The sequence below is a fragment of the Nonomuraea sp. NPDC004580 genome (assembly GCF_040609855.1).
Taxonomy (GTDB): domain Bacteria; phylum Actinomycetota; class Actinomycetes; order Streptosporangiales; family Streptosporangiaceae; genus Nonomuraea; species Nonomuraea salmonea.
The window spans coordinates 22,168-40,544 of sequence record NZ_JBEXLH010000041.1; the positions used below are offsets into that span (position 1 = coordinate 22,168).

21 protein-coding genes and 1 pseudogene are annotated in these 18,377 nt (G+C 69.5%); 13 read left to right on the plus strand and 9 right to left on the minus strand.

The genetic code is table 11. The annotated features are described in order from the left end of the window. Positions 1-62: 62 nt before the first annotated feature. On the minus strand, positions 63-1,076 hold the full coding sequence (locus ABZW11_RS31890) for a LacI family DNA-binding transcriptional regulator (RefSeq protein WP_355425127.1): 1,014 nt from the start codon (positions 1,074-1,076) through the stop codon (positions 63-65). Continuing rightward, on the minus strand, positions 1,076-2,116 hold the full coding sequence (locus tag ABZW11_RS31895) for a right-handed parallel beta-helix repeat-containing protein (protein WP_355425130.1): 1,041 nt from the start codon (positions 2,114-2,116) through the stop codon (positions 1,076-1,078). Before ABZW11_RS31895 ends, ABZW11_RS31890 begins: the two co-directional genes overlap by 1 nt. Before the next feature lie 133 nt (positions 2,117-2,249). Between ABZW11_RS31895 and ABZW11_RS31900 the strand changes: the two genes are divergently transcribed. From ABZW11_RS31900 to ABZW11_RS31915, 4 genes are read left to right on the plus strand one after another with little or no spacing between them, the layout of a single operon-like run. Next, positions 2,250-3,212 (plus strand): ABC transporter permease subunit, encoded by a 963-nt coding sequence (locus ABZW11_RS31900; RefSeq protein ID WP_355425133.1) that lies wholly within the window; start codon positions 2,250-2,252, stop codon positions 3,210-3,212. Further along, positions 3,212-4,099 carry a carbohydrate ABC transporter permease gene (locus ABZW11_RS31905; protein WP_355425136.1) on the plus strand — a complete coding sequence of 296 codons (888 nt, stop codon included), beginning with the start codon at positions 3,212-3,214 and terminating at the stop codon, positions 4,097-4,099. Before ABZW11_RS31900 ends, ABZW11_RS31905 begins: the two co-directional genes overlap by 1 nt. Before the next feature lie 57 nt (positions 4,100-4,156). After that, positions 4,157-5,833: an extracellular solute-binding protein gene (locus ABZW11_RS31910; protein ID WP_355425139.1), complete on the plus strand. Its 1,677-nt coding sequence runs from the start codon at positions 4,157-4,159 to the stop codon at positions 5,831-5,833. 26 nt (positions 5,834-5,859) lie between these two features. Next, on the plus strand, positions 5,860-7,107 hold the full coding sequence (locus ABZW11_RS31915; protein WP_355425142.1) for a hypothetical protein: 1,248 nt from the start codon (positions 5,860-5,862) through the stop codon (positions 7,105-7,107). A gap of 50 nt (positions 7,108-7,157) precedes the next feature. Here ABZW11_RS31915 and ABZW11_RS31920 read toward each other — a convergent pair whose 3' ends face one another. After that, positions 7,158-8,375 carry a Gfo/Idh/MocA family oxidoreductase gene (locus ABZW11_RS31920; RefSeq protein WP_355425145.1) on the minus strand — a complete coding sequence of 406 codons (1,218 nt, stop codon included), beginning with the start codon at positions 8,373-8,375 and terminating at the stop codon, positions 7,158-7,160. A 72-nt stretch (positions 8,376-8,447) separates the two neighbouring features. Between ABZW11_RS31920 and ABZW11_RS31925 the strand changes: the two genes are divergently transcribed. Beyond that, the gene (locus ABZW11_RS31925; protein ID WP_355425148.1) at positions 8,448-9,572 is read left to right on the plus strand and encodes an ROK family protein; all 1,125 of its coding nucleotides are present in this window, start codon (positions 8,448-8,450) and stop codon (positions 9,570-9,572) included. 158 nt (positions 9,573-9,730) lie between these two features. After that, positions 9,731-10,093, plus strand: coding sequence for a helix-turn-helix transcriptional regulator (locus ABZW11_RS31930; RefSeq protein WP_355425151.1), 363 nt, complete (start codon positions 9,731-9,733; stop codon positions 10,091-10,093). A 7-nt stretch (positions 10,094-10,100) separates the two neighbouring features. On the opposite strand, the gene ABZW11_RS31935 is transcribed toward ABZW11_RS31930, so the two are convergent. Both ABZW11_RS31935 and ABZW11_RS31940 read right to left on the minus strand, forming a co-directional pair. Continuing rightward, positions 10,101-10,691, minus strand: a complete 591-nt coding sequence (locus ABZW11_RS31935) for an ATP-dependent Clp protease proteolytic subunit (protein WP_355425154.1) — start codon at positions 10,689-10,691, stop codon at positions 10,101-10,103. Continuing rightward, positions 10,688-11,314, minus strand: coding sequence for an ATP-dependent Clp protease proteolytic subunit (locus ABZW11_RS31940; RefSeq protein WP_355425157.1), 627 nt, complete (start codon positions 11,312-11,314; stop codon positions 10,688-10,690). Before ABZW11_RS31940 ends, ABZW11_RS31935 begins: the two co-directional genes overlap by 4 nt. Here ABZW11_RS31940 and ABZW11_RS31945 point away from each other — a divergent pair. Continuing rightward, positions 11,313-11,900 (plus strand): MFS transporter, encoded by a 588-nt coding sequence (locus ABZW11_RS31945; protein ID WP_355425160.1) that lies wholly within the window; start codon positions 11,313-11,315, stop codon positions 11,898-11,900. The genes ABZW11_RS31940 and ABZW11_RS31945 overlap by 2 nt on opposite strands. On the opposite strand, the gene ABZW11_RS31950 is transcribed toward ABZW11_RS31945, so the two are convergent. After that, complete coding sequence (locus ABZW11_RS31950; RefSeq protein WP_355425163.1) at positions 11,884-12,099, minus strand: hypothetical protein; 216 nt, start codon at positions 12,097-12,099, stop codon at positions 11,884-11,886. The two genes, ABZW11_RS31945 and ABZW11_RS31950, sit on opposite strands and share 17 nt — an antisense overlap. Positions 12,100-12,191: 92 nt before the next feature. Here ABZW11_RS31950 and ABZW11_RS31955 point away from each other — a divergent pair, with 92 nt between their 5' ends. Next, positions 12,192-12,566: a TetR family transcriptional regulator C-terminal domain-containing protein gene (locus tag ABZW11_RS31955; protein ID WP_355425166.1), complete on the plus strand. Its 375-nt coding sequence runs from the start codon at positions 12,192-12,194 to the stop codon at positions 12,564-12,566. A 51-nt stretch (positions 12,567-12,617) separates the two neighbouring features. Here the strand turns inward: ABZW11_RS31955 and msrA are convergent, their stop codons facing one another. Beyond that, positions 12,618-13,124 (minus strand): peptide-methionine (S)-S-oxide reductase MsrA, encoded by a 507-nt coding sequence (gene msrA / locus ABZW11_RS31960; protein WP_355425169.1) that lies wholly within the window; start codon positions 13,122-13,124, stop codon positions 12,618-12,620. 321 nt (positions 13,125-13,445) lie between these two features. On the opposite strand from msrA, the gene ABZW11_RS31965 reads away from it, so the two are divergent. Both ABZW11_RS31965 and ABZW11_RS31970 read left to right on the plus strand, forming a co-directional pair. Beyond that, the gene (locus ABZW11_RS31965) at positions 13,446-14,273 is read left to right on the plus strand and encodes a hypothetical protein (protein ID WP_355425171.1); all 828 of its coding nucleotides are present in this window, start codon (positions 13,446-13,448) and stop codon (positions 14,271-14,273) included. After that, on the plus strand, positions 14,273-15,304 hold the full coding sequence (locus ABZW11_RS31970) for a hypothetical protein (RefSeq protein WP_355425174.1): 1,032 nt from the start codon (positions 14,273-14,275) through the stop codon (positions 15,302-15,304). The genes ABZW11_RS31965 and ABZW11_RS31970 overlap by 1 nt, the downstream gene beginning before the upstream one ends. Positions 15,305-15,315: 11 nt before the next feature. On the opposite strand, the gene ABZW11_RS31975 is transcribed toward ABZW11_RS31970, so the two are convergent. Continuing rightward, entirely contained in the window at positions 15,316-16,065 is a 750-nt protein-coding gene (locus ABZW11_RS31975; RefSeq protein WP_355425177.1) for an SDR family oxidoreductase, read from the minus strand. A gap of 104 nt (positions 16,066-16,169) precedes the next feature. On the opposite strand from ABZW11_RS31975, the gene ABZW11_RS31980 reads away from it, so the two are divergent. The 3 genes from ABZW11_RS31980 to ABZW11_RS31990 all read left to right on the plus strand — a co-directional run bounded on the left by ABZW11_RS31980 (position 16,170) and on the right by ABZW11_RS31990 (position 18,005). Beyond that, entirely contained in the window at positions 16,170-16,763 is a 594-nt protein-coding gene (locus ABZW11_RS31980; protein ID WP_355425180.1) for a TetR/AcrR family transcriptional regulator, read from the plus strand. Between the two features lie 76 nt (positions 16,764-16,839). After that, positions 16,840-17,286 carry a recombinase family protein gene (locus tag ABZW11_RS31985; protein ID WP_355425183.1) on the plus strand — a complete coding sequence of 149 codons (447 nt, stop codon included), beginning with the start codon at positions 16,840-16,842 and terminating at the stop codon, positions 17,284-17,286. 116 nt (positions 17,287-17,402) lie between these two features. Further along, complete coding sequence (locus tag ABZW11_RS31990) at positions 17,403-18,005, plus strand: methyltransferase domain-containing protein (RefSeq protein WP_355425186.1); 603 nt, start codon at positions 17,403-17,405, stop codon at positions 18,003-18,005. 92 nt (positions 18,006-18,097) lie between these two features. Here ABZW11_RS31990 and ABZW11_RS31995 read toward each other — a convergent pair. Then, positions 18,098-18,199: pseudogene (locus tag ABZW11_RS31995) on the minus strand (IS5/IS1182 family transposase); the annotation flags it as partial. Positions 18,200-18,377 lie beyond the last annotated feature (178 nt).

An 18,377-nucleotide genomic window follows, 5' to 3' on the forward strand; every position in this document is an offset into this window, starting at 1 on the left:
TGAGGAGCACGCGGGACGTGCCGCTGCCTCCTGCAGGAAGGAACCAGGTCGAGCCGGTGGGATCACTCAGCCGGCTGGGCGGTTGACTGCCGGACCTTGAGCTCGACGGGGAGCTCCCGGTGAGGTCGTTCGATCTCGTCCCCGTTCAGGGCCGCGATCAGCATCGTCGCCGCCTGCCGACCGATCTCGAAGCGATCGACCGCGATCGTCGTCAGCGCCGGGCCGAGCAGGTGCGAGGTCGGAAGGTCGTCGTGACCGACCACGCTGAGGTCGTGGGGGATCCGGAGCCCGGCTTCGGCCGCGGCGTCGTAGACGTGGTGCGCCAGCAGGTCGCTGTCGGTGATGACGGCGGTCGGACGATCGTCCCTGGACAGGGCGCGAACCGTCAGCTTGACCGTCTCGCCGGCGGAGCCACCGGAGATGACCCGGGAGCGAAGCCCCGCGGCCCGCATCATCCTGCGGAACAACGACACCCGCTCCGACGCCGACGACAGCCCAGGGTTGGTGACCAGGCCGATCCTGCGGTGACCGAGGCCGACGAGGTGGTCGACGGCCAGGCGGACGGCCTGGGAGGCGTCACCGCGGATGCTCATCACGCTCGACGACTTCGTGCTGCGCGCCGAGTTGACCAGCACCACCGGACGATCGGACTCGGCCCTCCAGGTCGCCAGGGCGGCCTCGCCCTCGATCGGCGCGATCGCCAGCCCGTCGAGCTGCCGGTTCGTCATGGCCCTGATCATGCTCGCCTCTCGGGAGCTGTCGAGATCGGAGGTGCCGATGAGGATCTGATAGCCGTGCTCCTCGGCGGCGCCGCTGAAACCGTCGATCAGGCGCAGGTAGCCGGGGTTGCTCAGGTTGCGGCTGATCAGGCCGAGCATGTTGGAGCGCTCGACCCGGAGTGCGCGTGCGGCGAAGTTCGGCAAGTAGCCGTGCTCCGCGGCCACCGCGCGTACGCGTTCGCGCAGCTCGTCGCTCACCCCAGGGCGGCCGTTGAGCGCCATGCTGACCGCGCTCGGGCTGATGCCCATGATCGCCGCCAGTCCCTTGAGCGTCGGACCGTTGGACGCTCGCCGCATCAGGAGTCCCGGCTCGCCATCGGCGCGCCGCTTCCGACAGGCGACTGTGGCGCGTTGGGTCCCAGCACGGCGTCTATTGTGCCAGTCCGCTCGATGATCGGCAGCGCCGGCGAGCTGAACGAGTTGCCGCTGACGACGGTCCCCACGATCCGTCCGCCGACTCCGGCGTCCAGGTGGACCGCGGGTCCGCCGGTGCAGCTCACCACGTTGCCGGTGATCGCGACGCCGGCCACCTCGCGGTCGCCGCCGGTCCTGATCCTGATCCCGGCGGCCGTACGGGTGAAGGCGTTCCCGGTGATCGACACGGCGCTGGTGTTCGTCAGGTTGACCGCCCAGCACGACAGGTCGGTGGCGGTGTTGTTCGCGATCACGACCGAACTGTGCTGCAGGCGGGGGTGCCCCGTGTGACAGCCGACGAAGGTCGGGTAGCCCGAGCAGAAGTTGTCGATCACGCGGACGTGGCTGGTGTGCGTGTCGTCCTCGGCGCCCCAGGCCGTCAGGCCCGGTGCGGCCAGGTCGAGACTGACCGCCTCCGTCTGGTACGCGTGCGGTTCGCGGGCGATGCCGGTGACGAAGCGGCAGCCGGAGATCGTCACGTTGTACGTCGAGTTCGTCTCGATGGCGTGCCATTCGGGCATGTTCCTGATCTCGAGGTCGCGTACCTGGACGTTCCTCGCGTGGTTGAACACCATGCCGAAGGCCGGTCGCGGGTTGGCGAAGCCGTGGACGTCCCACAGGCCGCCTTCGACCACGATGTCTCCCGGCCCGTCGTGGGCGCCGACCGTCCGGCGGCCGCCGTACGGGCCGTTGATCAGCATCGTCTCGATCGGCCCTGTGCGCACGATGCGCGTCGCGGGCGTGAGCGTCAGGCGCGTGCCGGCGTGCACCCGCAGCGGCGCGTCGCGGAGCTCCCATTCACCAGGGCCGACGATCACCCGCCCGCCGCCGGAACCGGCCACTTCGTCCAGCGCCCGCTGTATGGCGCGCTCATTCTGTGCCCCGTTCTGGTGCACGACTTCGACCACAGCCCGCTCTGTCACGTACGCCTCCGCCTTGCCCGAAATGTTATTTACGGCTCGTTCGCCCGGTGTTACCGTGCCAACTGTAACGTTGTAGTTGATGTTGGTCGAGACAGAGGATGATGCCGTGACGTCCCTTCAGGGGAGGAGCAGGATGGACCGCGAGGTCCTCGCCACTCGTCCCGGCGCGCCGGTGGCCTCCTCCGCCGGCCGCGTCCGGCGGCTCGGGCAGGCGTTACGGCAGCACAAGGTGATCTATCTCCTGCTGCTGCCGGGCATGCTGTACTTCCTGGCCTTTCACTACCTGCCCTTGGCCGGCGTCTCGATCGCCTTCATGGACTACTCGCCGTTCCTGGGGCTGAGCGGCTCGACGTGGACCGGACTGGACAACTTCGCCAAGCTCTTCGGCGACCCGGAGTTCGCCGGCACCGTCCGCAACACGCTGATCATCTCGTTCCTGCAGATCGCGTTCGCGTTCCCCGCTCCGATCCTGCTGGCACTGCTGCTCAACTCGCTGCTCAGCGAGCGTGTGAAGCGCATGGTGCAGACCGTCGTCTACCTGCCCCACTTCCTGTCCTGGGTGATCGTGATCGCCGTCTGGCAGCAGGTGCTCGGAGGCGCGGGAGCCGTGGCCGACCTGTTCCAGCAGCTCGGGCTCGGCAGCGTCAACATCATGGCCAACGCCGACACGTTCAAGATCCTGCTCACCTCACAGGTGATCTGGAAGGACGTGGGCTGGGGAACGATCATCTTCTTCGCCGCGATCTCCGCGATCCCCGTCCACCTGTACGAGTCGGCCGCCGTGGACGGCGCGGGGCCCCTGCGGCGCATCTGGCACATCACCCTTCCCGGGCTCCTGCCCGTGATCGTGCTGCTGCTCATACTCAAACTGGGCGACGTCCTGTCCGTCGGTTTCGAGCAGATCCTGCTGCAGCAGCCCTCCGTCGGAGCCGAAGCGGCGCAGGTGCTGGACACATTCGTCTACTTCCGCGGCGTGCTCGGCGGCGATTGGGGCGTCGGCGCGGCCGCCGGCCTGCTCAAGGGCGCCATCGGCACCCTCATGATCGTCGCCGCGAACCGGATCGCGCGCCGCGCCGGCAGCGAAGGACTCTTCTGATGACGTCAACCTCACGGCCGGCCTGGATCGAACCGCCGAACCCGCTGGTGACGGCGGTCAAGGGGATCCTGATCGGGCTGATCCTGCTCGTCATGATCTACCCCTTGGCGTACGTCATCCTCAACTCGTTCGCCGCCCCCGAGGCCACCACGTCGGCCGGGCTGATCCCGAGCGAGTGGAGCTTCTCCGCCTACACCACGATCTTCGAGGGCGGGGTCGTGCTGCGCTCGATGATCGTCTCGACCGTGATCACGCTGGTCGGCACCGCGTTGTCGCTGGCCGTCACCGCGACCCTCGCCTACGGGCTCACCAAGACCCGGCAGCTTCCCGGAGTCCGGGCGGCGCTCTATCTGGTCCTGCTGACCATGATCTTCAGCGCCGGCATCATCCCGAACTATCTGGTGGTGAAGGCGTTCGGGCTGCTCGACTCCTACTGGGCGCTGATCGTTCCGGTGCTGGCCTCGGCCTTCAACGTGGTGGTGATGCGGAACTTCTTCATGCAGCTGCCACGGGAGCTCTTCGAGGCCGCGCGGATGGACGGCGCGGGGGAGCTGAGCATCTTCCTGAAGATCGTGCTACCGCTGTCGAAGGCGGTGCTGGCGGTGATCGGCCTGTTCTACGCGGTGTCCTACTGGAACTCGTTCTTCAACGCCATGCTCTACCTCAACGACTCGTCCAAGTGGCCGATTCAGCTGGTGCTGAACTCGTACGTCCTCCAGGGCAGTGCGATGAGTTCGATGAACAACACCGACATGTACAACCTGCCCTCCAGCCAGGCCGTGCAGATGGCCGTGGTGGTGATGGCCACGGTCCCGATCCTGATCGTCTACCCGTTCCTGCAGAAGTACTTCACCAAGGGTGTGCTCACCGGCGCCATCAAGGGCTGATCACCCGCCGCGTCGCCGCCACCCTTCGTTTCTCCCGTGTCCCCTGAGGAGTTCAGCATGCCCTCGAACCTTCCCTACCGCCGCTCCGGAGCGGGTGTCCCCAGCATGAGCCGGCGCGCCGTACTCGGGCTCGGGCTCGGCGCCGCCGGGGCGGCCCTGGCCGGCTGCGGATCCGGCGGCGCGAAGCCGTCCGGAACGAAGAAGGCCGCGGTGCCGCCGCCGACGTACGTCGCACCGCCGGTCTACCCGGGGGCCATCGTGCCCGAGGTGCCCGGTGTCCCCACGGCCTATCCGTCGATGCCGAAAAAGCTGACCAAGACCGTCGCCGGCACGCCGGGCCGTGGCGGCACCGTCCGGCACTTCCACCTGACCTGGGGTCCACCGGCGACCCCGCTCGCCGACAACCCGTGGTGGCGAGGACTCAACGAACGTCTCGGCGTCGAGTTCAAGGTGACGGAGGTGTCGGCCGGCAACTACGACGCGAAGTTCGCGACCATGCTGGCCGGGGGCGACCTTCCTGAAGTCGTCCAGCTGACCTTCACCGCGGGCTGTCTGAAGGCCATCAAACAGGGCGCGTTCGCCGATCTGAGCGAAACCCTGTCCGGCGACAAGGTGCTGGAGTACCCCAACCTGGCCAATGTCCGCACCGAGCAGTGGCGGGCCTGCACCATCAACGGCCGTCTCGTCGGCGTCCCCATCGACGTGCCCGCCGAGCTGCTCGAATTCCGCTACCGCAAGGACTGGGCGGAGAAACTCGGCTTCGCCGAGCCGCCGGCCGACGCCGACGAGACGGCCGAACTGCTGGTCGCCATGACCAAGGGGAAACCCGAAGGGTCCAAGAAGACCTGGGGGCTGACCGCGTTCCCCGGAATGGCACTCGACCTGGCCTACGCCATGTTCGGCGTGCCGAACACCTGGACGTACGAAGGCGGCAAGCTCACCCACGCCATCGAGACCCCGCAGTTCGAGGCCGCGATCGCCTGGCTGGTCAAGCTGTGGAAGAGCGGCGGCATGCATCCCGACGCGCTGGCGCTGGGCAGCCAGACCGACCGTTACCGGGCCTTCGTGGTGCAGGGTCAGGTCGGCATGGCGGTGGACTCGGCGGCGAACTTCCACCGCCCGAACTCCCAGTACGGCAAGGTCGTCGCCGAGCTGGACGGCGCCTTCGCCGCGTTCATCCCGCCAGGCCATGACGGGACGAGCAAGGCGGTCTTCAAGAAGACGGCGGGCGTCTACGGCATCAACGCGATCTCGGCCGCGGCAGCCAAGGACAAGGAACGGCTGGCCGAGATCCTCCGGCTGTTCAACTGGCGGCGCGGGCCCGTGGGCAGCGAGGAGTGGTACTACCAGGGCTGGGGCGCCGACGGCGAGTACTTCACCCGCGGCTCCGACGGCGAGCCGGTCCAGGTCGAGGGCACCAACCTCGACGCGGACAAGGGCGCCATCGCCTACGGGCTCACGCCGCAGAGCTGGATCTTCCCGACCGCGAAGGACTGCGTGGAGACCAACTCCCAGATGGTCCGGCAGGCGGTCGCCAGCCCGGTCGAAGGGCTGCAATCGGACACCAACGACGCGCGCGGCGCCCAGCTCGACCAGCTCTTCGCCACCTACATCAACCAGATCGTGGTCGGCTCCCGGCCGCTGAGCGACATCGAGAAGTACCGCCAGGCCTGGCGCGGCCAGGGCGGAGATCAGATCCGACGAGAGTTCCAGGAGCAGCTGAAGGGGAGCTGACCTCCCCTCTCAGAGAAGGAGACGACATGACCATGAGCCGCAGAGCCGCCATCGCGGCCGGATTAATCGGCGGCGCCGCGGTGGCGACGACCACCGGCACCGCGCAAGCCGCGACGAGTGCGCGCGGACCGAACCCGCCGGCCACGGGCGAGTCGGCCGCCGTCCGCGAACTGCGCCGGCTCCTCGACCTCGCCGCACGCGGCGACCAGAGCCTGCAACGCGACGCCGGCGGGCGCTGCGTCGTGGTGGCCCCGCAGGGCGTCCACGTGCTGAAGCGGCCCCTGGTGATCGGCGGGAACACCACCCTCCGGGCGGACGGGGCGACCTTCACCTCCGACATCGCGGTCAAGCCTCAGACGTACCGCAAGGACGCCAACCAGCACTCGCCGGAGCCGGTCTACCCCGACGAGTTCGTCAGCGTCGCGGCGGTGAACTCGCGCGAGGCGACGTTGCTGCTCAATCACGTGCCCGCCGACTGCACCGGCCACCAGGCGCCCGGCAACATCCGGATCGAGGGCGGCATCTGGGACCCGACGGCGCACTTCATCCGGAACGCGACCGGGGATGATCGCGCCAAGGCGACGGCCGCGCCGCCGATGAACGCGATCACCTTCGAGCACACCCACCACGTCGAACTGTCCGGAGTCACCGTACGCAACGTCAAGTGGTGGCACGGAGTCGAGCTGAACGCCGTCCGTACGGCGACCGTCAGCGAGTGCCGGTTCGAAGGCTGGATCGAGGCGCCGACGGCCGGGCTGTGGCACGGTGAGGCGGTCCAGCTCGACCTGCCGACCGCCGGCACCACCTGGGGCGGGGTCGCCGACAACACACCGACCACCGACACCCGGATCATCGGCAACTACTGCGGTCCATCGCCGGACTTTCCCGGATGGGGCAAGCTCACCGGCTCGCACACCGGCGCCCCCGGCGCCGTGCACAGCGACGTGTGGATCGAACGCAACCTGATCGAGCACGCCAAGTGGGACGCGATCGGGCCGATGAACACCTCCCGGGTCGTCATCCGGGAGAACACGATCAGACAGTGCTGGGGCGGCGTCTACGTGAAGTCGATCAGCCCGAATCCGAACGAGACGATCGACATCATGGGCAACGACATCACGCTGGTCGACGGGTCGACCAGGCCCGCGGTCGGCGTGAACGCCACCAACGCCCAGCTGCCGGTCAGCGACGTCGCCGTCTACGCCAACACCGTCAGGGGCGGCGGGTTCGGCTACAGCGCGAACGTCACCTTCCGACGGGAGCCACAGAGGTGACATCACCCGCGGGCCTGGGCGCATGACCGTCCCGTAGCGCCGGCGGCCTTCTACAGGGAGACGACGGTGCCGGTGAGGCGGGATTCCTCCGCCGCCCACGCGATCTCGTGGCTGTGCAGGCTCTCCCTCGGGTCCGAGAGGATCGCGGCCGGGTCGTTCCGGTCGAGGGCGTCCAGGAAGGCGGCGATCAGGCCCTGGTCGCCGCCGCCGTGGCCGTCGGCGGGCGGGTTCGTGTCGATGACCTCGACCTGTCCCGTCACGAAGTCGGTCACGGTGAGCCGGGCGCCGTCGCCCTCCAGGTAGCCGTGCGTGCCGAAGATGCGGGTCTTGCGCAAGGCCGCCGGTGAGAAGGCGGTCATGGTGAACGAGGCCGTCGCTCCGCCGTCGAAGTCCAGGTTCACCACCTGGTGGTCCACCACGTCGTTGTCGCAGGCGTACACGCACCTGCCGTACGGGCCCTCGCGCAGCGCGCGCAGCAGGCCCGCCTCCGACGTGTCCTCGGTCAGCACGGACAACGGCCAGCGCTGCTCGCCCACGTACGGCGAGTAGATGCGTTCGGCGTCGTAGGGGCATGTGGCCGCGACGGCGCAGTCGAGGCAGCGGTCGGCGGCGCCCGCAGGCCGGTTTCCGGCCGTGAAGTGCTTCAGGCCGCCGAACGACGACACCCGCATGACGCGGCGGCCCATCACGTACGTCAGCCAGTCGAGGTCGTGGCACGACTTGGCGAGCAGCATGAACGTGGCCTCGTCCGTACGGCGCCAGTTGCCCCGCACGTAGGAGTGGGCGTGGTGCCACCAGCCGACGGGCTCCAGGTGCTCGATGGTGACGATCTCCCCGAGCCGCCCGCTGTCGAGCACGTCCTTCACCTGCCGCGTGTAGGTGGTGTAGCGCAGCACGTGACAGACCGCGAACATCACGCCGGAACGCTCGGCCGCCGCGACGATCCGCCGGCAGTCCTCCAGGTCGATGGCCATCGGCTTCTCCAGCAGGACGTGGTAGCCCAGCTCGGCGAAGCGCACCGCCGGCTCCACGTGGTCGGCGTCCAGCGTCGCGATCACCACGGCGTCCGCGAGCCTGGGCCGCCCGGCGAGCTCCCGCCAGTCGCCGAACGACAGGGCGTCCGGGTGCTCGGCGAGCAGCGCGTCCCTGCGCCGCGGATCGGGCTCCGCCACGGCGGTGAGCCTGGCACGGCCGTCCATCGTCGCGTACCTCGTGTACTTCGTCCCCCGGTCGCCCGCCCCGACCAGGGCCAGCTCAATGTGCGGCATGCTCTCAGCTCCAGTTATGTAAAGACGCGACATAAAGCTAGAGTTGCCCCAGTCCTATCGTCAAGGGGCCTTATGACAACTCATGACACTGCTCTGCTGCGCCGCCTCAACACCCGCGCCACCCTGCACGCCCTGCGCAGGGGCGGGCCGCAGACACTGACCCGGCTCGCGCGGGCCGCCGGGCTGTCGCGGCAGACCGCCGAGGTGGCGCTCGCCGACCTGACCGCGCGCGGGCTCGCGCGGGAGGTCGCGCCGGCCGAGGGCGGCACGGGACGGCCGGCCCGGCGCTTCGCGTTCAGGGCGGAGGCAGGTCACGTCGTCGGCCTCGACGTGGGGCCGCGCCGCATACTCGCCATGCTGGCCGACCTCAACGGCGACGTGATCGGCGAACACCGGCTCGACACCGACGAACACCTGCCCGCCGCCGAACGCCTCGCACGGGCCGAGCGCGCCGCCACCGCCTGCGTCGAGGCCGCCGGGCTGGCGCGCGGGGACGTGTGGGCGGCCACGGCGGGCACCTCGGGCGTCGTGGACCGGTCGGGCCGGGTGTCGGTCTCGACCCTCATCCCCGGCTGGACGGGGCTCGACCTCGCCGGGCAGGTGGGGCGATGGTTCGGCTGCCCCGGCTTCGCGGCGAACGACGCCAACCTCGCCGCCGTCGCCGAGCACTGGCGGGGCAGCGCCCGCCACGTCGACGACGTCGTCTACGTGCTCACCGGCTACCGGTCCGGCCACGGGCTGCTGCTCGACGGCCGCCTGCGCACGGGCCGCACCGGCAGCGCCGGCGAGCTGGGCAAGGTGCCGCTCACCGGCTCGGAGGACGCGTCCGCCGTGCTCGCCGGGACCGGTCGGGACGCGGACGAGCTCTTCGAGGCGGCGCGGGCGGGTGACGCGCAGGCCCTCGCGCTGGTGGACAGGCTCGCCCGCGGGCTCGCGCGCGGCGCGTCCGTGCTCGTGGTCGCCGTGGACCCCGAACTGGTCGTCGTGGGCGGCGGGCTCGCCCGCGGCGGCGAGGTCCTGCTGGGACGCATGCGCGCGCACCTGGCCGACATGTGCCTCAACCCGCCCGAGGTCGCGCCGTCCACGTTCGGCGAGGAGAGCATCGCGTACGGCGCCGTACGCATGGCGCTCGACCACGTCGATCAGGAACTCATGGACCCTTACGAAGGAACCGCGTCCCAGCCTCGTACACGATGAGCGCTCGTCGGAGACCGCGCGCGAGCCGGACCCGTTGAGCCGGCGCACGAACTCCTCGAACACCTGAAGCCGCGCCACGTGCTGCACGGTAACCCGCTGGTTCCGCTGTGCGCGAAGCAGGCGGGACGCCGGCCCGTCGTCTCCCTATCGTGTGGGGTATGGCCTTCTCTTTCCAGCAGTCAGCCTCCGTCACGCCGCTGCGTCCCGCCGCCGAGCGCCCCGCGCTCAAGCCCGCCCCGGCTGCTCGCGAGCCGCTGTGGCGGGAGGCGCTCGGCGAGTGCCTGCGGAGCATGCGGCAGGAGCGGGGCGAGAAGCTGAGCGACACGGCGGGGCGCGCCGGGGTCTCGCCGCAATATCTCTCCGAGATGGAACGAGGCGTCAAGGAGCCGTCGAGTGAGATGATCGCGGCGGTCGCCGGCGCGCTCGATGTGACCCTGGTCGATCTGACGCTCGCCGTCGCCGATCGCGTGCGGTCCGCTCAGCCCGGCACGTCGCAGGGCGCCGTCTGCCTGGCCGCGTAGCGCGGGCCTAGCGGTGCTCCTCGATGATCTGGTCGATGAGCCCATATTCCATGGCCGCGGCCGCGGTGAACACGCGGTCGTGGTCGGTGTCGGCGCGCAGGGTCTCGATGCTCTGGCCGGTGTGCCGTGACAGGATGCGCTCGATGTCGGCCCGCACCCGTACGACCTCGTCGGCCTGCAGGATGAGGTCGGGGATCGTGCCGCGGCCCTGAGCGGCCGGCTGGTGCAGGATCACGCGGGCGTGGGGGAGAGCGGCGCGTTTCCCCTCGGCCCCCGCGGCGAGCAGGACGGCGCCGACCGCGACCGCCTGCCCGACGCAGGTCGTCGAGACCCGCGGCCGGATGTGGCGCATGGTGTCGTAGATCGCGAGCATCGCGCTCGGATCCCCGCCCTCGCAGTTGATGTAGAACTGGATTTCTCCGTCGGGGTTGTCCGACTCCAGGAAAATCAGCTGCGCGATGAGGGCATTGGCGACGCCCGCGTCGATCGCGGTGCCGAGATAAACAATGCGCTCGGTGAGCAGATGCGAATAGACGTCCATGATCCGCTCGCCACGGGGATTCTGCGCGATGACGTTCGGAATCGTGTAGGAACTCACTTGGCGTCTCCTTCTGCCACGCCGAATCCGGGTCGCGGACGAGCGTGCGGGGCTATTTCGTCAAAGGACTGCACGATCGCGTCGATGAACCCGTATTCGCGCGCCTCCTGCGCGGTGTACCAACGGTCGTGCAGCGAATCCTCGAAGATGCGTTCGACGGGCTGGCCGGTGTCATCGGCGATGAGCCCGAGCACCGTGTCGCGGGTGTGCCGCAGGTCGTTGGCCTGCAGCTCGATGTCGACGGCGGTGCCCCCGATGCCCGCCGAGCCCTGGTGCATCAGGACGCGGGAGTGCGGCAGGGCACGGCGCTTGCCCTTGGTCCCCGACGACAGCAGGAACTGACCGGCGCTGTAGGCGATGCCGAGCACGAGGGTCGAAACGTCACAGGGAATGAGACGCATGACGTCGCGAATGGCCAGCATCGCGGGCACCGAGCCGCCCGGGGAATGAATCCACAAGGCGATGTCGGCCGACGGCTCCTGAGTGGCGAGTGCCATCAGCTGCGTCGCCAGCAAAGTGCCGTTGTCGTCGTCGAGCGGGCCATCGAGAACGAGAATGCGCCGCTCGTAAAGCTCACGTCGCATTCGCCGGTCGAACAGCGGAACTTTCTCTTCTTCGCTCATGCGTCCATCATGTGCGGCCCTTCGGAGCGGAGTCGCCTGGATCTGCCTGCGGCAGCTCTGCTGTGAGCAGCGTGGCCGCGCCGGCGACCGCCGCGGGCGCGAACGGCTGCTGCTGCCGGGGCTGCTGATGTCCGCCTTCGGGCTGGCCGCCGTGTCGCTGACCTCGTCGAGCGTGAGCGTCCTGGTCGGAGCGGCGGTGTTCGGCGCCGGATTCGGCGTCCTGCAGAACGCCACCATGACCGTCATGTACGCCCGCGTACGCCCCGAGATGTTCAGCACCGTCAGCGCCCTGTGGAACGCCGCCTACGACAGCGGCATGGCCGCGGGCGCCTTCGCCGTCGGCCTCCTGGCCCCGCTCACCGGCTACCCGCCGGCACTGCTGCTCACCGCCGTCCTCATGGCGGCCACCCTGCCCCTCATCCCCGCGCCCGAAGAAGCCCATGAAGACCGGCCCTCCCGTGGGTGCCCTGTGGCATGCTCGGCCCTGCGAGGCGCCGGTCGAGGTCGCCGCCGTCACGCGGAACCACGGCGTGCCCGGCTGCGGGCGAGGAGGTCGTGGTGCCGGGTTCTCACGGGTGGACGCTGATGATGGTCTTGCCCTTGACGTGCTCGGTCGGGTTGAGGGCGGCGACGGCGTCGTTCAGCGTTGCGACGTTGCCGATGGCCATGCGCAGCCGTCCGTCGCGTACGCGCTGGGCGAGCTCGCTCAGCTGGGCAGGGTCGGACACGACGACGAAGTCGATCGCCAGGCCGTCGGCGGGCGGCGAGCAACACCAGCAAGTCACAGCTCTACAACCACTTCCCCGACAAGGAGGCGCTGGTCCGCGCCGTCGTCGAGGCGCGCGCCGCGCAGGTCCTGGAGCGGGAGCGCGGAAATTTGGAGCGGCTGAGGTCGTTCAACGGCCTGGTCCGCTGGCGTAACGCGCTGGTGCAGCGTAACGCGCTGCAGAACGGCGCCTACGGCTGCGCGCTCGGCTCACTGGCGAGCGAGCTGGCCGACCAGGACGACCAGGCCCGCACCACACTGGCCGCCTCGTTCGCGGAATGGGAAGGGCTGCTCGCCGCCGGCCTGCGGCGGATGCGCGACAACGGCGTGCTCAGGCCCGAGGCCGACCCGGAGAAACTCGCCACGGGTCTGCTGGCCGCCCTCCAGGGCGGCTATCTGCTGGCCGAGACCGCGCACGACATCAAGCCCATGGAGGTCGCCCTCGACATGGCGCTCGACCACGTGAAGTCGTTCCTCGCCGGGTGACGGCGAGGGCAGGGCTCCGGTGCGCGGAGCGAGGTCCGCGCACCGATGAGGTCAGGCCGACGCCCGCTTCGGCAGCTTCCACCCGGGACGGGGGAAGTGGCAGGTGTAGCCGTTGGGGTACTTCTGCAGGTAGTCCTGGTGCTCCGGCTCGGCCTCCCAGAAGTCGCCCGCAGGGGTGACCTCGGTGACGACCTTGCCCGGCCACAGGCCCGAGGCGTCGACGTCGGCGATCGTGTCCTCGGCGATCCGCTTCTGCTCGTCGTTGGTGTAGAAGATCGCCGAGCGGTAGCTGAGGCCGATGTCGTTGCCCTGGCGGTTCTTCGTCGTGGGGTCGTGGATCTGGAAGAAGAACTCGAGCAGCGTGCGGAAGTCGGTCTTGTCGGTGTCGTAGACGACCTCGATGGACTCCGCGTGGGTGCCGTGGTTGCGGTAGGTGGCGTGGGGAACGTCGCCGCCGCTGTAGCCGACGCGCGTCGACACGACGCCGGGCTGGTGGCGGAACAACTCCTCCATGCCCCAGAAGCAGCCGCCGGCGAGAATCGCCTTTTCGGTGGTCATGTCGTCTCCTAAGAGTCGTCGGTGTCGCCGGAGAACAGGGTCCCTGATCGGCCGGCCCGGTCGTCCCCATGCAGCGAGCGGACGTCCCGGTCTATTCCCGCTGCCCGCGAGCGGCAGTCGCATGACGAACCTGCCCCGGTGTGGCGCTCAGGAACTGGACTATATAGTCCCGTTTCGAGTTAGCCGGACCGTCCCCTTCGAACGCTCGGGCGACCTCATCTACGCGGCCACCTCACTTGAGTAGGGGGTACTCATGCGTTCCCCCGCGCCGGCGAGCGATCCTTCGATCGGGAGCAGTAGGCGACGTTCACTGGGGGAGCCATGGCGTCATCGCGAGTGCGCGTGCTCATCATGGTCGGCGTGCTCGGCCTCTTAGCGGCGGCCGGGGTCGTCTGGCTGGTCGGCGTCGCCACCGGCGGCCCTGGAGGGTCGCCGGCCGGTGCCGGGGTGAGCATGCCGGTGGACGACGAGGTCGGACCTGACGAGGTCGGACCTGATGAGGACGTACCTGATGAAGTCGTACCTGACGAGGCCGGACCTGGCGAGGTGCAGTCACCCGTCGGCGAGCCGACGTCCCAGGAGAAGTCACAGGGCAACAACCGCAGGAGCGTCCGCTGGAACGGCGTGCGCCTGGACGGCTCCACCGGTGACGACGGCTGCGTCACCATCATCAACAAGACCTCGACCGTCGCGACGATCGAGTCGGTCTCCTTCGAGGTGCGGTCGGGCCCCGGCCGGGCCACCGCCCGCTCGGCTCCCGGCCACTGCGAACCCACCGGCGACCCGCTGTGCCAGGGCGTCACGCTGCGGGCCGGCTCCCAGTGCCTCGCCGGCGCGGTCATCACGGGCGAGCCGTCCGACAGCCCGTACGTCATCCAGGCCGTCGTCCACTTCCGGTACAGGTGCGTCAACGTCGAGGATGCGCCCTGCGACGAGGTCCAGGACTGGGCCGGCCCGCCGCCGACAGAGCAGCGGCCGGTGGAGATCAGGGGCGCGACCGCGAACAACGTCCCGCAGTTCGACTACTACATCGGCGACGACACCGACACGACCGCCTCCCCGGAACCGTCCCCGGAGATCACGGAGACCCCGGACCCGACGGGTGTGGCCACGCCCAGCGAAACCGCGGGTTTCCACGGAGATATCTGATGACGAGCGACGTCGAACAGGCGGACGCACGGAAACCGCAGCCGACAGGCGAAGAACCGGCCTCCCACCGGCCGGCGCGGGCGACGGAGCCCGGGCCCGAACAGCCGGCCGAGGAGACCGCGCCTCGGCGGCCGGCCGCGCAGACCGCGTCCGAGCAGCCGGCGGACGGCGGGCAGGAACCGATCTCGACGAGAATGCGGCAGTTCGCCGAAGCCGTGGGCCCCACGACGCTGGCCACCGCGGTGCTCGTCTACTTCGGCTATGTGGCGACCCGCGCCCGCTTCGACTACTTCGGCGTCTCCCTGGAGATGGCGGACCTGTCCAACCAGAGCCTGCTCCTCTACGGCCTCGAGGTCGTGTACGTGCCGGCGGCCCTGATGTGCCTCGGCGTGCTCCTGGTCATCGCCGTCCACGCCGCCGTATCGAGGCAACTGGCCCGCCGCCCGGGCGACCCGCTCAACACCTTCATGGCGGCCGTCATCGCGCTGATCGGGGTGCTGCTGGTCGCTCGCGCGCTGATCGGCATGTTCCTCCAGGACGCCCAGACCAGCGTCGTCATCGGTACGACACCCCTGGCGCTGGCGTTCGGCCCGGCCGCGCTGGCGTACGGGATCCACGTCCACGGCAGGAACCGCGGCCGCCCGCTCCTGTCACCCCGGCCGGCGAGGAACGGCGTGCTGAGCGTGGCGGGCCTGGCCGTCGCCGGCCTGTTCTGGGCCTCCACCACGGTCGCCTGGGCGTACGGCATCGGCCTCGGCGAGCAGGACGCCGCCGAGCTGCCCCAGCGCGCCGAGGTGATCATCGACGTGAAGCAGGACCTGCACGACGTGCCTCCGGGCATCACCCACACCCGGCTCCGCACGACCGGCAAGGACCCCGGCCACGAGCACCGCTACCGCGGCTTCCGCCTCCTCCTCGCCTCCGGCGGCCGGCTCTTCCTGGTCAACCCGCAGTGGAGACTGGGCCGCGACCAGACGATCGTCATCCCGTACGACAACGGCGTCCGCATCCGGCTGATCTCCCAGCCCTGACCGACGCGGGATCAGTAGGCGAGCTCGCCGATGCCGCCGTCGACGCGGAGGACGGTGCCGGCGGTGTAGGCGGACTCGTCGGAGGCGAGGTAGACGGCGGCCTTGGCCAGCTCGGTGGTGGTGCCGATGCGGTGGAGGGGGACGACGCGGCGGAACTCGTCGTAGATGGCGGCCTGCCGTTCCGGCCCGAGCGAGGCGAAGGTGTCCGTGAGGGTGGGGCCGGGGCTCAGGCCGTTGACCCGGACGCCGCGTTCCTTCAGCTCGTACGTCAGCCCGCGCGCGAAGGACAGCAGGCCCGCCTTCGCGGCGCCGTAGACGGCCGCGTTCTCGTGCCCGACGAAGGCGGAGACCGAGCCGACCAGGATGATCGAAGCCTGCCGTGACAGGAGCGGCAGCAGCGCCTTGATCAGGAAGAACGGGCCCTTGAGGTCGGTGGCGACGAGCCTGTCGAAGGCGTCTTCCGTCCACTCCTCGATCGGCAGATGGGTGACGTCGGCGGCGTTGCTCATCACGATGTCGAGCCGCGGCCACTCCTCGCGCAGCCGCGCCGCGAGCGCCGCCTGGGCGGGCACGTCGCCGGCGTCGCTGACGACGGTCAGCAGCGGGCCGTCCAACTGTCGGGCGGCCTCCTCCAGCCGCTTCTGTGAGCGGCCCGTGATCGCGACGGCCGCTCCTTCGGCGAGGAACTGGCGGGCCGTCTCCAGCCCGATGCCGCTCGTCCCTCCCGTGATCAGTGCGTACTTCCCGGCAAGGCGACCCATGAAGATCACTCTCCTCAACACTTCCGTGCATTCGTTCAAAAAGTCGGACAGACGTCACCGTACGGCATTTTGTGCAAGCGGTCAAAAAGTCATAGCCTGTGCTCATGGCACGTACCGGGCGCCCCCGCGCATTCGACGAGAGCCAGGCCCTGGAGCGCGCGCTCATGCTCTTCTGGTCCCGCGGCTACGGAGCGACCTCCGTGCAGGACCTCGTCGAGGCACTCTCCCTGGAGCGGGGCAGCCTGTACGGCGCCTTCGGCGACAAGCGGAGCTTCTACCTGGCCGCGGTCCGGCTCTACTGGGACACCTACGAGCGCGGGCTGATCGCGGCACTGCAGGAGGGGCCGGTGCTGCCGGCGCTGCGCGAGGTGCTCGTGACCCCGGCCGGCGCGCCGGAGGACACGCCCGACGCCCCCCATGGATGCATGATCGGCAACACCACCGCCGAACTCGTCCCGCAGGACGACGAGGCGCGCGAGGTCGTGGCCCGCGCGCACGCGCGGTTCATCGAGATCGTCGCCGGCGCCCTGCGGCGCGCTCAGGCCGAGGGCGAGGTCACCACGGCAGCCACCCCGGAAGCCCAGGCGCAGCTCCTGCTCTTCACCGTCCAGGGCCTCTCCCTGGTCTCCCGCGCGGGGGTCGACCAGGCCGCGGCACTCGCCGCCGCCGACGCCCTGATCGGCGCGCTCCGCGCCTGACCCCGTGCGTCAGCGGGGTTGCAGCTGCTTGCGGAAATATCAGCGTTCCTCAGTTCGCAGGTGCGATGATCAACATGTGAAGCTCTCCGAATGGGCCCGGCGGAATGGCGTCCATTACCAGACCGCCTGGAAGTGGGCACGAGATGGGACCATGCCGGTCCCGGTCGTCAAGACCGCGACCGGCCGGTACCTGGTGCTCGAGCAGCCCGCCGGCAGGGACGGGCGGGCCGTGGCGTACCGCCGGGTCTCGAGCGCTGAGCAGAAGGCGGACCTCGAGCGGCAGGCGGGGCGCGTCGTCACCGCCGCGACCGGGATGGGGCTGACCATCACCGCAGTCGTCACCGAGGTCGGATCCGGCCTGAACGGCGAACGGCCGAACTCGCCCGGCAGGTCGGCTTGCCCGGCTGGCGCAAGCGCAAGCACGGCTCGAGGGTTCCGCTACGACGCCGACCGCGCCCGGCCGTTGTCTGCTCGAGTCGTCACCCTGCCCGGCTCGGGTTCGGCGAGTTCTTCCGCCAGCTGAACGCCTGTGGAGGCGACGTAAGAAGGTGTTCTCATCCTCGTCGTGATCTTGCTGTGGAGGGGCACAGATGCACGTCCGTGCCTGTGGGCACGTAGCATGTCCGACAGAATGATCACATGACAGTGAAGAACGGCAGGCGGTGGAATCACAACATCCACTACCACCCCCGCATTCTGGGCGCGGTTCCCGATGGCGCCAAGTACGCCCTCGATGTCGGCTGCGGCGAGGGCATGCTCGCCCGCGAGCTCCGGCAGGCCGTGCCGCACGTCACCGGCATCGACCTCCACGCACCCAGCATCGACCAAGCCCGCGAGTACCCGGACGACGTCGACTACATCGTCGGCGATTTCCTCACTCATCCCTTCGAACCCGCCTCATTCGACCTCATCGCATCCGTGGCCACTTTGCACCACATGGACGCTGCGACCGGGTTGGCCCGCATGCGGGATCTCCTGCGCCCCGGCGGTGTCCTGGCCATCGTCGGACTCGCACGTAGCACCATGCCCAACGATCTGCCACGCGACCTTGCCGGCGTCGTCGTCGGTTCCGTCCACCGCGCTGTGAGGGGCAACTGGAAGCATTCGTCCCCCACGGTGTGGCCGCCGCCGGTGACATACGCGCAGATGCGCGCGTTGGCCGCCGAGATCCTGCCCGGCTCCCAGTACCGCCGCCACCTTCTGTTGCGCTACAGCGTCATCTGGCGCAAGCCGCAGGATTAAAACAGGAGAAGTCTCCCGGTTTGTCGAGTCATGCGGCTTGTGGCGATACCTCGCGGGCTTGATCCCACGACGCCGTGTTCTTCGTTGTTCGAACGCCTGGTCATAAGCGTGATCGCGGCCCAGGTCTGGTGGGCTTCGCTGTGCTGCGGCAACCGCTCGTAGTCGATCACATTGCGCCGGGCGTTCATCGGCCACCGAGCGGCGGCTTGGCGATGCGCGCCCACCGCTCCTCATCGTCGTGGATGGAGGCCAGGTCTTGTGAATGTCGTACGGGACTCCGCCTGGCGGCGCGTGACCGGCCAGCGGGAGGCAACCCAGCGGCAGGTCTCCAAGGTCTTGACTGGGATGGCCAGGTCGTCGGCCCAGGCAGAG